Below are 13,964 nucleotides of genomic sequence, written 5' to 3'. Positions count from 1 at the left end.
GCTTTGTGACGGTTGAGTGGCATACGAAGTGTTTATCGCTGAAACAGGCGTTTCAGAGGTGCTGGGGTAGGCCGAGACTCGCGCCATCACGCAGACCTGTGTAGGAGCGGCCTTGTGTGGCGAAAGGCCCGCAGAGCGGGCCCGGAGATTTCGGCGGCGAAGCTGAGATCTGTGGCCGCTGCGCAGCCCTTTCGCGACACAAGGCCGCTCCTACAGGCGCTGTGGGTCTGGAACCTATTGCTCATTACACCAGTCATTCTGCTCAAGTGAGGTGTGATCTGACGGGTGTCGATAACGCTTCATCCCCACACCCCCCCTGCGAGACTCAAACCTTGGACAACCTCCGGCAAACCGACTCTCATGATCGTGCGCTCGACTGGCTGAACTTCTTTCTGGCTGATGTTCGCGATGGCCTGGGGCCGTATCTGGCGATCTATCTGCTCGCGGTGCATCAATGGCAGCCGGCAAGCATCGGCCTGGTCATGACCATCGCCGGGGTCACCGCGCTGCTGGCGCAGACACCGGCGGGTGCATTGATCGACCGCACGCCCGCCAAGCGCGCCGTGGTGGCGATTGCGGCACTGCTGGTTACCGGGAGCTGTTTGCTGCTGCCGCTGATCTCATCGTTCGGGCTGGTGGCCTTGACCCAGACCATCAGCGCGATCGCAGGCTCCGTGTTCGCCCCGGCAATTGCCGCCATTACCCTGGGTATCACCGGCCCGAAGGCTTTCACCCGACGCGTGGGGCGCAACGAAACCTTCAACCATGCCGGCAACGCCTGCTCGGCGTTGCTCGCCGGCGGCCTGGCCTACCTCTATGGACCAGTCGTGGTGTTCTACCTGATGGCCGCGCTGACGATCGCCAGCATTATCGCCGTCAAACGGGTGCCAGCAGCGGCCATCGACCACCAACTGGCCCGTGGCCTGTCCCACACGCCAACCGGCGACACTCAGCCAGCCGGACTGAGCCTGCTGCTGCACAACCGCACACTGCTGCTGTTCGCCGTGTGCTGCGCGCTTTTCCACCTGGCCAACGCAGCAATGCTGCCGCTGGTAAGCCAGAAGCTGGCCCAGGTGGACCTGCGCCTGGCCACACCGCTGACCTCGGCCTGCATTGTCGCGGCGCAACTGGTGATGGTGCCGATGGCACTGCTGGTTGGCGCCAAGGCCGAGCAGTGGGGGCGCAAGCCGTTTCTGCTGGTGGGATTCTTGATCTTGCCTCTACGAGGCGCGCTGTACGTCCTCTCGGACAATCCCTTCTGGCTGGTCGGCGTGCAGCTGCTCGACGGCATCGGCGCAGGGATCTTCGGCGCGCTGTTCCCGATCGTGGTCAAGGACCTGACCGAGGGTACCGGGCGCTTCAATGTCAGCCTCGGCGCATTGACTGCGGTGTTCAGCCTCGGCGCTGCACTAAGCCCGGGCATCGCTGGTTTGGTGGTACAGTCGGCCGGTTATGACGCAGCCTTCCTGACCCTGGCTGGCATCGCCGCTGCGGCGTTCGTGCTGGTACTGGTCGCGCTGCCGGAAACCTCCTCCCGCTCGGCCGAAGCGCCGACGGTCGTCCCTACTGTGGCAGGAAGCTGAATCCACCATGCCTGTTGTTGATACTGCGCTGATCATCTGGTTGGTGGCGGCCCTCGCCACCTGTGGCGTCATCCTGCGTCCCTGGCGTATCCCCGAATACGTCTGGGCCATGGGCGGCGCGCTGCTGCTCACCGTGCTCGGCCTGATTGCGCCACAAAAAGCCTTGGCTGCGATGGCCGAAGGGGGTGATGTATACCTGTTTCTGATCGGCATGATGGTGCTGGCCGAACTGGCGCGTCAGGAAGGCTTGTTCGATTGGCTGGCGCGCTATGCCGTAAGCCACGCCCGCGGCTCCGGGCAGCGCTTGTTCGACCTGGTGTTTCTGGTCGGCACCCTAGTCACCGTATTCCTCTCCAACGATGCCACCGCCGTGGTGTTGACCCCGGCGGTGTATGCGGCGTGCAAGGCGGCCAAGGCCGAGCCCCTGCCCTATCTGTTCATCTGCGCATTCATCGCCAACGCCGCAAGCTTCGTTCTGCCGATTTCCAACCCGGCCAACCTGGTGGTCTTCGGCAGCCAGATGCCGCCGCTGCTGGAGTGGCTGAGGCAGTTCAGCCTGCCGTCGCTGGCAGCCATCAGCCTGACCTACATAGTGCTGCGCCTGACCCAGCGTAAACAGATCATGCAGCCACTGGCCCTTACCGTCGACTCGCAGCCGCTGACTCCCGGGGCCAAGCTGTGCGCGCTGGGCATTGTCCTGACCGGGGCACTGCTGCTGACCGCCTCGGCGCTGGACACTGCGCTGGGCCTGCCAACCTTCTGCGCTGGCCTGACCACCACCGCCTTGATTCACCTGAGCCAGCGCCGCAGCCCGATGCCGGTGCTGCGCCATGTCGCGTGGGGCGTACTACCTTTGGTGGCCGGGTTGTTCGTGCTGGTCGAAGCCGTGGCCCAGACCGGCGTCATCGATCATCTGGCGCATGCCCTGGCGGCACTCGCCGAACAGTCGCCAGCGCAAGCCAGCTGGGCTGCCGGGGTCGCTGTGGCGATTGCCAGTAACCTGATGAACAACCTGCCCAGCGGGCTGATCGCAGGCTCGATGGGGCACATGGTGCAGTTGCCTGGGCAAACCACGGCGGCGCTGCTGATTGGCGTCGACCTGGGCCCCAACCTGTCGATCACCGGTTCGCTGGCGACCCTGCTGTGGCTGGTAGCCATCCGCCGTGAGGGGGAGAATGTCAGCGCCTGGCGCTTCCTGCGGCTGGGCTTGCTGGTCATGCCGCCGGCATTGGCGGCTGCGCTGTGGGCCGTGACGTTTTGAGCGGGCGCTGGCGAAAGCCGCAGCGCCCAGCACGAGGATAATTCATGCTTTACGTTGTCATGCTCGGCGGGCGCCATCCGCGCGCCAGCATCGAAGTTCACGATGTAGTCTTTGCTCAGGGCGACTCGCTCGAGCAGCTCTACCCTGAGCTACGCAATGCCTGGTTCGGCAGCCTGAAAGGGCTGCACATCGACTCCTGGCTGGAAGTGCACGGCATCGACAATTACCGCGTCGAGTTCAGCCAGGCAGCGCCGCAACCCGGCGCACTGCGCTTGTTCTTCCTCAATCTGGGCGGTTACGAGCGGCAGGTATTCGGCGAAGCGCACCGTTATCTGCTGGTGGCTGCCAGGGACAAAGCCGAGGCCAAGCAGTTGGGTAAACAGCGCATGGCCGCTGGCTGGTTGAAGCCGCATACCGACGCAATACTCGACGTTGATGATTGCCTGCCGATCGACCTGTTGGCTGGGCGCTATGTGCATCTGGTCGAGGGCGAGCATCAGGGCATTCGCCAGCGCAGCGACTACATCCTTATCTAAGCCACCCGCTCAGGGCCGACGGCGCAGATAGCTTTCCAGCGGGTCTTTGCTCAACCCTTCCTGCGCCTGCGCGACCGAGGCGATAAACAGCGAGAACAGCTCGGACTGCTTGCCGATGTCGAGCTTGGCGTACAAGTGTTTGCGATGGGTCTTGACCGTGTCCTCGCTGATACCCAGTCGCTCTGCCAATGAGCGTATCGAGTGCCCACGCAGCATGTACTGCGCGACCAGGCATTCGCGCTCGGTCAGCAACGACGAGCCAAACTTCACCAACGCTGCATTGATCTGCCGCCCCAGCGCACTCTCGAAACGCCCGCCAAGCATGTGCGCATCCAGGTCGCCCCAATGCCGACGCACCACCGCCAGCACCCACGGTGCGATGCGCTTGAGTTCGGCAACTTGCTGCCTGCTCAATCGCGAGGTGCTGGCCAGCGCAACGGCGATGGTCAGCTTCGGCCCGAGTGGCACCAGGTAATTGATCTCTTCCTCCAGCCGAGCATGCTGATAGAACGACAGGTAGTACTCACTGCGCTTGAAGTGGTCCGGCGCGACATCGCTGAGGCGATAGCAGCCGGGCGCAATGCCCTCCAGGCTCGCGCGGTAGAACGGGCACAGCAGATAGAAGCCTTCCAGATACTTGCGCACGTTACCCTCAGGCATCCACGGCCCCTCATCGTCGCGCTCGAACAGCGTCGACGGCAGGCCTTCATGGGGAAACAGAAACACCGTGATGGCATTGGCCGGCGCCAGCAGGTTCAGCGCCGAATACAGCGACTCGACAAATGCCGAGGTGCCGATGCAATCGGTCACCTGTGCCATGTGCTGAAACCACTGTTCGGATCCAAGCCGGTCTGTACTCATCACGGGCGTCTCGTGTGCGCCTTGGGCCAGCGCTTAACGCAGCTGGAACCAGGTGGTTTTCAGGTGGGTGTACTTGTCGAATGAATGCAGCGACAGGTCACGGCCAAAGCCGGACTGCTTGCCGCCACCGAACGGCACGCTGACATCCAGCGCGTCCATGGTGTTGACCGACACCGTACCAGCCTTCAGCGCCTTGGCAACCCGGTGCGCGCGGTTGAGGTCGTCGCTCCACACCGAGGCCGCCAGGCCGTAGACACTGTCATTGGCCAGCGCTACCGCCTGCGCCTCATCGTCAAAGGCGGTGACGGCCAGCACCGGGCCGAAAATCTCTTCACGGACCAGCTTGCTGCCCGGTTTTACCTCGGTAAATACAGTGGGCTGGATAAAGTTGGATGAGCCATTGAACGTCAGTTGCTCGCCTCCGCAACGCAACTGCGCGCCCTCCTCCTGCGCTTGCCCGATAGCACGCATGATCCGCGCGGTTTGCTCGCTGTCGACAATGGCCCCGGCGGCACTCGCCGGGTTGAGCGGATCACCCGGCAGCCACGCCTGCGCCTTGGCCATCACCCGATCGACGAACTCGTCGTGGATAGCTCGCTGCACGTACAACCGTGAATTGGCCGAGCACACTTCGCCTTGATTGAAGAAGATCCCGAACGCAGCTTTTTCAGCTGCCAGATCGAGATTCTGGCAGTCGGCAAACACCAGATTCGGGCTTTTGCCACCGCACTCCAGCCAAACCTGCTTGAGGTTGGACTGGGCCGAGTACTGCATGAAGTACTTGCCCACCTGAGTCGAGCCGGTGAACACCAGGCAATCGACATCCGGGTGCAGCCCCAAGGCTTTGCCGGCTTGCTCGCCGAGGCCCGGGACAACGTTGAGTACCCCTTCTGGAATGCCCGCTTCCAAAGCCAACTGGCCCAGGCGCAAGGCGGAAAACGGCGACTGCTCGGCAGGCTTCAACACCACGCTGTTCCCGGCAGCCAGTGCCGGCGCCAGCTTCCAGGCCGCCATGTCCAGGGGGAAGTTCCACGGCACCACCGCAGCGATCACGCCCAGTGGCTCGCGGGTGATGGTGGCCAGCGTGTTGGCAGCCGTCGGCGCGACCTGATCGTAGAGTTTGTCCAGCGCCTCGCCATACCAGGCAAACACCCCGGCTGCGCCCGGCACATCAATGTTGTAGGCGTCCATCACCGGCTTGCCCATGTTCAGCGAGTCGAGCAAGGCCAACTCTTCACGGTGCACCAGCAGCAGCTCGGCCAGTTTCAGCAGGATCTTCTTGCGCTCACCTGGCGACATGCGTGCCCACGGCCCCTGGTCGAAGGCCTGGCGCGCAGAACGCACTGCCAGGTCCACTTCACGCTCACCGCAGGCGGCAACCTGCGCCAACACCTGATTGGTTGAGGGGTTGATAGCGGTAAAAGTCGCACCTGTAGACGACTGCACCGCCCGGCCGCCGATGAGCGCGGTGTCGATGAAGGTTTGGCGCTGGGCCCGCTGTTGCCAGTAGTTGAGGTCGAACACGCTGCACTCCTCTTGCGACCGTTTGCCGGTCCGTTGTTATTGACTGGAGACAATCGTGCGCCACTCGCAGCGGCAGGCAAATTCGCAAAAATGTGGTCCGGACCCATGAAAAAGCTCTGCAGCCACACCAGCTCGCAGCTCACCCCAAAGGGTGATTTCGGTGGTTTTCGAGGTGTGGGAGCATTTCCGGGACTTCAGTTGCATCCGCCCTGCGCGACTCCCAAAAAAGAGAACAAACGTCATGAACGCACCCTTCATCCCGCAACGAAACACCCAGGACTATCAAAAGGCCGACGCGGCCCACCACATCCATGCGTTTCTCGATCAAAAGGCCCTCAACGCCGAAGGGCCGCGGGTGATGGTCCGCGGCGAGCGTTTGAATTTGTGGGACAACGACGGCAACCGTTATCTGGATGGCATGTCCGGCTTGTGGTGCACGCAACTGGGCTACGGCCGCAAGGACCTGACCAGCGCCGCTGCCGCGCAGATGGATCAGTTGGCGTACTACAACATGTTCTTCCACACCACTCACCCGGCGGTAATCGAGCTGTCCGAACTGCTCTTCAGCCTGCTGCCGGGCCATTACAGCCACGCGATCTACACCAACTCCGGCTCCGAAGCCAACGAAGTACTGATCCGCACCGTGCGCCGTTACTGGCAGGTGCTGGGCAAGCCGCAGAAGAAGGTCATGATCGGCCGCTGGAACGGTTACCACGGCTCGACCCTGGCCGCCACCGCGCTGGGCGGGATGAAGTTCATGCATGAGATGGGCGGGATGATCCCCGACATCGCCCACATCGACGAGCCGTACTGGTACGCCAACGGCGGCGAGCTGACACCCGCCGAATTCGGCCGACGCTGCGCGCTGCAGCTTGAAGAAAAGATCCTCGAACTGGGTGCGGACAACGTCGCTGGTTTCATCGCCGAGCCGTTCCAGGGCGCCGGCGGCATGATCTTTCCGCCTGAAAGCTACTGGCCCGAGATCCAGCGCATCTGCCGCCAGTACGACGTGCTGCTGTGCGCCGATGAGGTGATCGGCGGCTTTGGCCGTACCGGCGAATGGTTCGCCCACCAGCACTTCGGCTTCGAGCCCGACACCCTGTCCATCGCCAAGGGCCTGACCAGCGGCTATATCCCCATGGGCGGGCTGGTGTTGAGCAAGCGCATCGCCGAGGCGCTGGTCGAGCGCGGCGGTGTATTTGCCCACGGCCTGACTTACTCCGGCCACCCGGTTGCCGCAGCGGTGGCGGTGGCCAACCTCAAGGCCTTGCGTGACGAAGGCATCGTGCGCCAGGTCAAGGACGACACCGGTCCTTATCTGCAGCAACTCCTGCGTGAGTCGTTTGCCGAGCACCCCCTGATTGGCGAGATTCAGGGCACTGGCCTGCTGGCGGCGTTGCAGTTCGCCGAGGACAAACCAACCCGCAAACGCTTCGCCAATGAAAACGACCTGGCCTGGCAGTGCCGCACCTATGGTTTTGAGGAAGGCGTGATCATCCGCTCGACGCTGGGCCGCATGATCATGGCCCCGGCGCTGATCGCCAGCCGCAGCGAGCTTGATGAGCTGGTCGAAAAAACCCGACTGGCCGTCGACCGCACCGCGCGCAGCATCGGCCGCCTCTGACCCGAGCGCAACGCCCAGCCCGATCCGGCTGGGCGCCTTGCGTGCAGCGCTGCGCCCCCTCTCGATACGGCTTCATCACCGGTAGCGAGTACACCTCGCCTACTGCAGCGTCCTGTATTCGCCTTCCAGGAGTTCGCAATGACTATAACAACAAGCTCAGCCGACACTCACTGTGCGCAAGCCCCGGCGGCTCGCCGCTTTCGCCAATCCATGGGCCTGCCCGCGCTGGTGCTGTTCGGCCTGGCCTACATGGTCCCGCTGGCCGTGTTCACCACCTATGGCCTGGTCACCCAGATGACCAAAGGGCACTTGCCCACGGCCTATCTGCTGACCCTCGGCGCGATGCTGCTGACCGCCTACAGCTACGGCCGCATGGTCCAGGCCCATCCCTATTCTGGCTCGGTGTACAGCTACACCCGTAAAGCCTTCGGCAGCTACTTCGGCTTCATCGCCGGCTGGACTTTGCTGCTCGACTACATCTTCCTGCCGCTGCTCAGCTACCTGCTGATCGGCATCTACATGTCCGAGTACTTCCCGGCGGTGCCGGCCTGGGTCTGGGTGCTCGGCTCGATCAGCCTGGTGACCTTTCTCAACCTGATCGGCATCGAGTCGATCACTCGGGTCAACTGGATTCTGGTAGTGGTGCAGTTGGTGTTCATCGTGGTCTTCGTGGCGCTGTCGGTCAGCAGCCTGAGTGGCCAGGGCGAGCCAGTGTCGCTGCTCAAGCCGTTCTACCACGACGGTTTCAGTGTGCCGCTGGTGATGACCGGCGCGGCCGTGCTGTGCCTGTCATTCCTCGGCTTCGATGCGGTTTCAACCATGGCTGAGGAAACCAGCAACCCGCAGTACCGCATCCCGCTGGCGATCATGGTGGTGTCGCTGGTCGGCGGCCTGCTGTTCTTGCTGGTGTCGTATTTTGCCCAGCAAGTGTTCCCCGACTGGGCCAGCTTTGCCGACCCCGACTCGGCCTCGGTGGATGTCATGCGCCGGGTCGGCGGCGAGCTGCTGGTCAGCGCCTTCACTGCCACCTATGTCGCTGGCTGCTTTGCCTCGGCGATGGTGTCCCAGGCCAGCGTGTCGCGGGTGCTGTTCGCCATGGGCCGCGACGGCGCGCTGCCGCGGGTGTTCGGCCGGTTGCGGACGAAAAAGCGGGTGCCGGCCAGCGCTATCATGCTGGTCAGTGTGATGTCTCTGCTGGCACTGGTGCTGACCTTGGACACGGTGGCCAACATGATCAGCTTCGGCGCGCTGTTTGCCTTCTCTGCGGTGAACCTGGCGGTGGTCAAACACTACCTGGTCGACCAGCAACTGCGCGGTACGCGCAATTACCTGCTGTATGGGGCCATTCCGGCACTGGGTTTTCTCAGCACCTTGTGGCTGTGGAGCAGCCTGTCGAGCATGTCATTCGCGATCGGCTTGAGCTGGATGGGGTTGGGCTTGCTGTGCCTGCTTGGGCTGACCCGGGCGTTCCAGGTCAAGCTGCCGGAGTTGCAGCTGGCTGAGTGACCAACGAACAGCGCGGCAGCGCTGTCCAGGTCGGCCTACGGCAAAGCCGTCAGCGAGTGACCGCAGCCTTGCTCCCCACGGCGCGCGCCCCGGTGGTGTTGAACCCATTGAGCAGCGCATGCGCAGCAAGACCAATCAGCAAGCCCCAGAACGCACCGCCAATACCCAGCAAGGTAATGTTGGCGGCAGCGGCCAGAAAGGTGATCAACGCCGCTTCACGGGTTTTCGCACTGGCGGTAGCGCTGGCCAGGCTGGCGCCGATGGTGCCCAGCAAGGCCAGCCCGGCCAGGGTGGTGATGAAGCTTGCCGGCAAGGCCATGAACAGCGCCGCCAGGGTCGCCCCGAACATCCCTACCAACACATATAGCAAGCCAGCGGCGATGCCGGCGATCCAGCGCTTGGACGGCTGTTCGTGGGCTTCCTTGCCGGTGCAGATGGCCGCGGTGATCGCTGCCAGGTTGAACGCATGCGAGCCGAACGGCGCCATCAACAGCGAACCCAGCCCGGTCACCGTCACGATGGGACTGGCGCTGGTGTCGTAGCCATCGTTGCGCAACACCAGCATGCCCGGCATGTACTGCCCGGTCAGGGTGATCAAAAACAGCGGCAAAGCCACACTCAGCAGCGCATTGAACGAGAACTGCGGCACGGTGAACACCGGCTCGGTCAGTTGCCAGTGCAGGCCGGACAGGTCAAGCCGGCCCTGCACCAGCAAAAAGCTCAACCCCAGCAGCAGAATGCCGGCCACTGCATAACGCGCAGTGAAGCGCTTGAGCAGCAGGTAGCAGGCAATCAGCAGCCCGGCCAGCAGCGGATCGAGACTGACGCTGCTGAACGCACCAATGCCAAACTGCAGCAGAATCCCGGCCAGCAGCCCTGCTGCTACCCCGGGTGGAATCAGTGCAATGACCTTGTCGAACCAGCCGGAACAGCCCAGCAGCACGAAGGCTGCGGCACAGACCATGTAGGCGCCTACCGCTTCGGCATAAGGCGTAGTTGCCAGCGCGACGACCAGAAACGCCGCAGCCGGCGTCGACCAGGCGGTGATGATCGGTGCGCGATAGTGCCAGCTCAGGTACATCCCGGTAACGCCCACGCCAATGGACACCGAGCAGACCCACGAGGCCGTCAGCTCAGGGCTCAGGCCGGCCACCTTGGCCGCCTGGAACACCAGGATGAAGGTGCCGCCATAGTTGACGATGACCGATACCAGACCGGCAATGATCGGGTGCAGCAGATCGCTCGGGCGCAGTGACGAGCGAGAGGCATTGAGTGACATGGTGAACAAGCTCCAGGCAGTGGCGAGGCGCAGAGTCTACGGATAGACTGGCCTGCCGCTTCAGGCCAATTCATGCAGTCAGGGCAGACCACATGGCAAAAACGTTCGAACTTGAAACCCTGCAGATGCGCTTGGCCGACAGCGAATTTGCCAGCCTCGATCTGCACCAGCGAATCCAGCGTTCACTGCGTGCACTGATTCTCGAAGGCTCGCTGAGTGCCGGCCTGAAGCTGCCCGCCACGCGAGTGCTGGCGCGCTCGCTCGGCGTGTCCCGCGACACCGTCGAGAACGCCTATGTGCAGTTGCAGCGCGATGGCTACATCAACCGCCGCGGCGGCGCCGGCAGCTACGTCGCGCAAACCCTGGGCAGCGAGTTGCATGGCGCCGCTCGCCGGCGCATGCAACAACGCGACGCACGCCGTGCTCAAGCCGCCACGCAAGCGGCCGGGCTGAGCCAGCGCGGCCAGCAGATCCTCGCCAGCGGCGGCATCCATGACCAGCAGGCGATCAAGGCCTTTGCTACAGGCCTGCCGGAAACCCGCAGCTTCCCCACTGAGACCTGGGAGCGCCTGCAACGCCAGGTCATGAAGGACTACCGCGGCAACGTCTTGCTGCATGGTGACCCGCAGGGTGCCGAGCCGCTGCGCAAGGCCATCGCCACGTACCTCAACCTCGAGCGCGGCGCCAACTGCAAGCCCGAGCAAATTCTGGTGCTGAGCAGTACCCGCCAAGCGTTGTTCCTGTGCGCGCAGTTGCTGGTAGACGCGGGCAAACCCATCCTGCTGGAAAACCCCGGCTATTTTGGCGCGAAAAAAGCTTTCGAAGCGGCCGAGGCCAAGGTCGTGCCGATCGACGTCGATGAACAAGGCGTGCGCATCGACCTGCTGCGTGCCGATCGCAGCGCTGCCAATTGCCTGTACGTGACGCCGTCGCATCAATACCCCACCGGCGCCACCCTGCCGCTGGCGCGCCGGCTGGAGCTGCTCGGCTGGGCGGCCGAGCACGGCAAATGGATCATCGAGGACGACTACGACAGCGAGTTTCACTACGACGGGCTGCCCACCGCCTGCATGCAGGGGCTGGACCGCTACCAGCGCACGATCTACCTCGGCACCTTCAGCAAGACCCTGTTTCCCGGCCTGCGCATGGGCTACATGATCCTGCCCGAACAACTGGTGCAGCCGTTTGCCTGCGCCCGCAGCATCATCGACGGGCATACCCCGCAGATCCTGCAACTGACCCTGGCGCGCTTCATGGAAGACGGCCATTACAACGCCCACGTGCGCGCCATGCGCAAACTCTACAGCCGGCGCCGCCTGTACATGCTGGATGCCATTGCCAGGCACCTGCCAGGCATTGCCACCGCCCTGCACCCGCAAGGCGGACTGCAGATTCCCTGCCTGCTCGAGGCGGGCTGGAGCGAGCAGGACACCATCCGCGTAGCGGCCAGCGCCGGCGTGCAGTTGCCTGGCCTGAGCCGGCTCTACGCGGGCGAGCACAAGCAGCAAGGCTGGCTGCTGGGCTACTCGTCCCTGACCGAGCATGAAATCGAGACGGCCATGTCGCGTTTGGCCATGGCGTTGAAGTCAGGTGGCTGACCCAGTGCGCTGTCGCCACCTGGGGCGCAAGTCCGATACGGGGTGATTACCCTGCTGCAAGAGGCCTCGATCAGACGAGCACGCCATGCAGTAGCAGTGCAGCAAGCCGTGCCCTGATGAGTCACATGAATGAATATTCATGCAAGGCTGCGGCTCAGTGCTGCCGGGGCTGACGGGCCATCCGGGCAGGCTCGCCGGGGGCGGCTTGCTTGAGCAGCAGCGGGTGCTTGCGTAGCATCGCCGACCCGGTGACCTCTCCACCCCGAAGAACGCGCATGCCCCAACCCATCCCCCTCAAGGATCACGAACAGGAAAAGCAGCTGGTCAACCGCCGCCTGTTGGTCTGCGCCGTGCTGACCTGCAGCCTCGTTGCGGTGCTGATCGCTCGCCTGTACGTGCTGCAGGTGCTGCAGCACGATCAGCAAAGCGCCGTTTCCGAAAACAACCGCGTGCACGTGCTGCCGATCGCGCCTGAGCGCGGCCTGATCTACGACCGCAACGGCGTCGTGCTGGCCGACAACAAGCCCAGCTTCAACCTGACCATGACCCGCGAGCGCGCCGGCGATTCAGCCAAGGTGCTCGACAGCCTGACGCAGATTCTCGGCCTGGCCGACGACGACCGTCAGCAGTTCAACAAGGATCTGCGCCGTGGGCGTAAACCGTTCGAACCGGTGACCTTGATGGTGGGCCTGAGCGAAGAACAGATCGCCCTGATCGCCGTCAATCAGTTCCGCCTGCCGGGGCTTGATGTAGAGCCGCAGTTTATCCGTGAGTACCCGCTCAATGAGCACTTTGCGCACTCGGTGGGCTATGTCGGCCGGATCAACGAGAAGGAAGCCAAGACCCTCGACAGCACCGAGTACCGCGGTACCCAGTCGATCGGCAAGACTGGCGTCGAGCGCTTCTACGAGAATCAGTTGCACGGCCATGTCGGCTACGAAGAGGTCGAGACCAACGCCCAGGGCCGGGTCATGCGCGTGCTCCGCCATCAGGACCCGATCCCGGGCAAGGACATCATCCTCAGCCTTGACGTGCAGCTGCAACAGGCCGCCGAAAAAGCCCTGGGCGATCGCCGTGGCTCGGTGGTGGCGCTCGACCCCGCCACCGGCGATGTGCTGGCGATGGTCAGCAACCCAAGCTTTGATCCCAACCTGTTCGTCAAAGGCATCAGCTTCAAGCAATACGCCGCGCTGCGCGATTCGATCGACCGGCCGCTGTTCAACCGGGTGCTGCGCGGTTTGTATGCGCCGGGTTCGACGATCAAGCCGGAGGTGGCCATCGCCGGCCTCGACAGCGGCGTAATGACGCCCGCCAACCGGGTGTTCGACCCCGGCTACTACGAGCTGCCCAACTACGACCACAAGTACCGCAACTGGAACCGCAGCGGCGATGGCTGGGTAGACATGTACACCGCGATCATGCGCTCCAACGACACCTACTTCTATGACCTCGCGCACAAGCTGGGCATCGACCGCCTGCATGACTACATGGCCGAGTTCGGCCTCGGCCAGAAGGTCTCGTTGGACATGTTCGAGGAAGCCGCCGGGCTGATGCCTTCGCAGCAATGGAAGCGCGCGACTCGCCGTCAGGCGTGGTTCCCCGGTGAAACGCTGATCCTGGGGATTGGCCAGGGCTACATGCAGGTCACCCCGTTGCAGCTGGCCCAAGCCACCAGCCTGCTCGCCAGCAAAGGCGTGTGGCACCGCCCGCACCTGGCCCGGAGCATTGGTGGCGAGCCGCCGCAGGATCCGCACCCGATGCCGGATATCGTCCTGCACGACAAGCGCGCGTGGGACCAGGTCAGCCAGGGCATGCAGATGGTCATGCACGACCCGCGTGGCATCGCCCGCGCCTCGGCGGCTGGCGCCCAGTACCGAATTGCCGGCAAGAGCGGTACCGCGCAGGTAGTGGCGATTCGTCAGGGCGAGCGCTACGACCGCAACAAGACCCTGGAGCGGCACCGCGACAATGCCTTGTTCGTCGGTTTCGCCCCTGCCGAGCATCCCTCGATTGTGGTGGCGGTGATGATCGAAAACGGCGAAGCCGGCGGCCGCGTCGCCGGTCCGGTGGTGCGCGAGGTGATGGATGCCTGGCTGCTGGACAGCCAGGGCCATCTGAAGCCCGAATATGCCGGTGGCGAGCACGCTTCGCCGCATTCCTGACTCGCTGCGCAGACGGCCACGCATACAGAA

General features: G+C 63.6%; 10 protein-coding genes. 7 read left to right on the top strand and 3 right to left on the bottom strand.

Annotated features, from left to right (window positions below; all coding sequences use genetic code 11):
* Positions 1-332 precede the first annotated feature (332 nt).
* The 3 genes from M2396_RS04455 to M2396_RS04445 are packed head-to-tail and all read left to right on the top strand — an operon-like array spanning position 333 to position 3,380.
* Complete coding sequence (locus tag M2396_RS04455) at positions 333-1,583, top strand: MFS transporter (RefSeq protein WP_181107498.1); 1,251 nt, start codon at positions 333-335, stop codon at positions 1,581-1,583.
* A gap of 7 nt (positions 1,584-1,590) precedes the next feature.
* Positions 1,591-2,844, top strand: a complete 1,254-nt coding sequence (locus tag M2396_RS04450) for an arsenic transporter (protein WP_188036097.1) — start codon at positions 1,591-1,593, stop codon at positions 2,842-2,844.
* Positions 2,845-2,888: 44 nt separating this feature from the next.
* A complete protein-coding gene (locus M2396_RS04445) occupies positions 2,889-3,380 on the top strand; it encodes a DUF1543 domain-containing protein (protein WP_259073382.1) in 492 nt (163 codons plus the stop codon).
* A 9-nt stretch (positions 3,381-3,389) separates the two neighbouring features.
* On the opposite strand, the gene M2396_RS04440 is transcribed toward M2396_RS04445, so the two are convergent.
* Both M2396_RS04440 and M2396_RS04435 read right to left on the bottom strand, forming a co-directional pair.
* Positions 3,390-4,241 carry a response regulator transcription factor gene (locus M2396_RS04440; protein WP_150569098.1) on the bottom strand — a complete coding sequence of 284 codons (852 nt, stop codon included), beginning with the start codon at positions 4,239-4,241 and terminating at the stop codon, positions 3,390-3,392.
* Between the two features lie 33 nt (positions 4,242-4,274).
* Positions 4,275-5,765: an aldehyde dehydrogenase gene (locus tag M2396_RS04435; protein WP_259073379.1), complete on the bottom strand. Its 1,491-nt coding sequence runs from the start codon at positions 5,763-5,765 to the stop codon at positions 4,275-4,277.
* A 241-nt stretch (positions 5,766-6,006) separates the two neighbouring features.
* Between M2396_RS04435 and M2396_RS04430 the strand changes: the two genes are divergently transcribed.
* Both M2396_RS04430 and M2396_RS04425 read left to right on the top strand, forming a co-directional pair.
* The gene (locus tag M2396_RS04430; protein WP_259073377.1) at positions 6,007-7,389 is read left to right on the top strand and encodes an aspartate aminotransferase family protein; all 1,383 of its coding nucleotides are present in this window, start codon (positions 6,007-6,009) and stop codon (positions 7,387-7,389) included.
* A 138-nt stretch (positions 7,390-7,527) separates the two neighbouring features.
* The gene (locus M2396_RS04425; protein ID WP_259073376.1) at positions 7,528-8,895 is read left to right on the top strand and encodes an APC family permease; all 1,368 of its coding nucleotides are present in this window, start codon (positions 7,528-7,530) and stop codon (positions 8,893-8,895) included.
* Positions 8,896-8,944: 49 nt separating this feature from the next.
* Here M2396_RS04425 and M2396_RS04420 read toward each other — a convergent pair whose 3' ends face one another.
* Positions 8,945-10,174, bottom strand: coding sequence for a benzoate/H(+) symporter BenE family transporter (locus M2396_RS04420; protein ID WP_259073374.1), 1,230 nt, complete (start codon positions 10,172-10,174; stop codon positions 8,945-8,947).
* Between the two features lie 92 nt (positions 10,175-10,266).
* Here M2396_RS04420 and M2396_RS04415 point away from each other — a divergent pair, with 92 nt between their 5' ends.
* Together M2396_RS04415 and mrdA are read left to right on the top strand one after the other, a co-directional pair.
* Positions 10,267-11,772, top strand: a complete 1,506-nt coding sequence (locus M2396_RS04415; protein WP_259073372.1) for a PLP-dependent aminotransferase family protein — start codon at positions 10,267-10,269, stop codon at positions 11,770-11,772.
* Between the two features lie 275 nt (positions 11,773-12,047).
* A complete protein-coding gene (gene mrdA / locus M2396_RS04410; RefSeq protein WP_259073370.1) occupies positions 12,048-13,934 on the top strand; it encodes a penicillin-binding protein 2 in 1,887 nt (628 codons plus the stop codon).
* Positions 13,935-13,964 lie beyond the last annotated feature (30 nt).

The organism is Pseudomonas sp. BIGb0278, assembly GCF_024809895.1.
Taxonomy (GTDB): Bacteria; Pseudomonadota; Gammaproteobacteria; order Pseudomonadales; family Pseudomonadaceae; genus Aquipseudomonas; species Aquipseudomonas shirazensis.
Note: the sequence above shows the minus strand (reverse complement) of the source record. Positions and strands in the feature narration are given on the sequence as shown.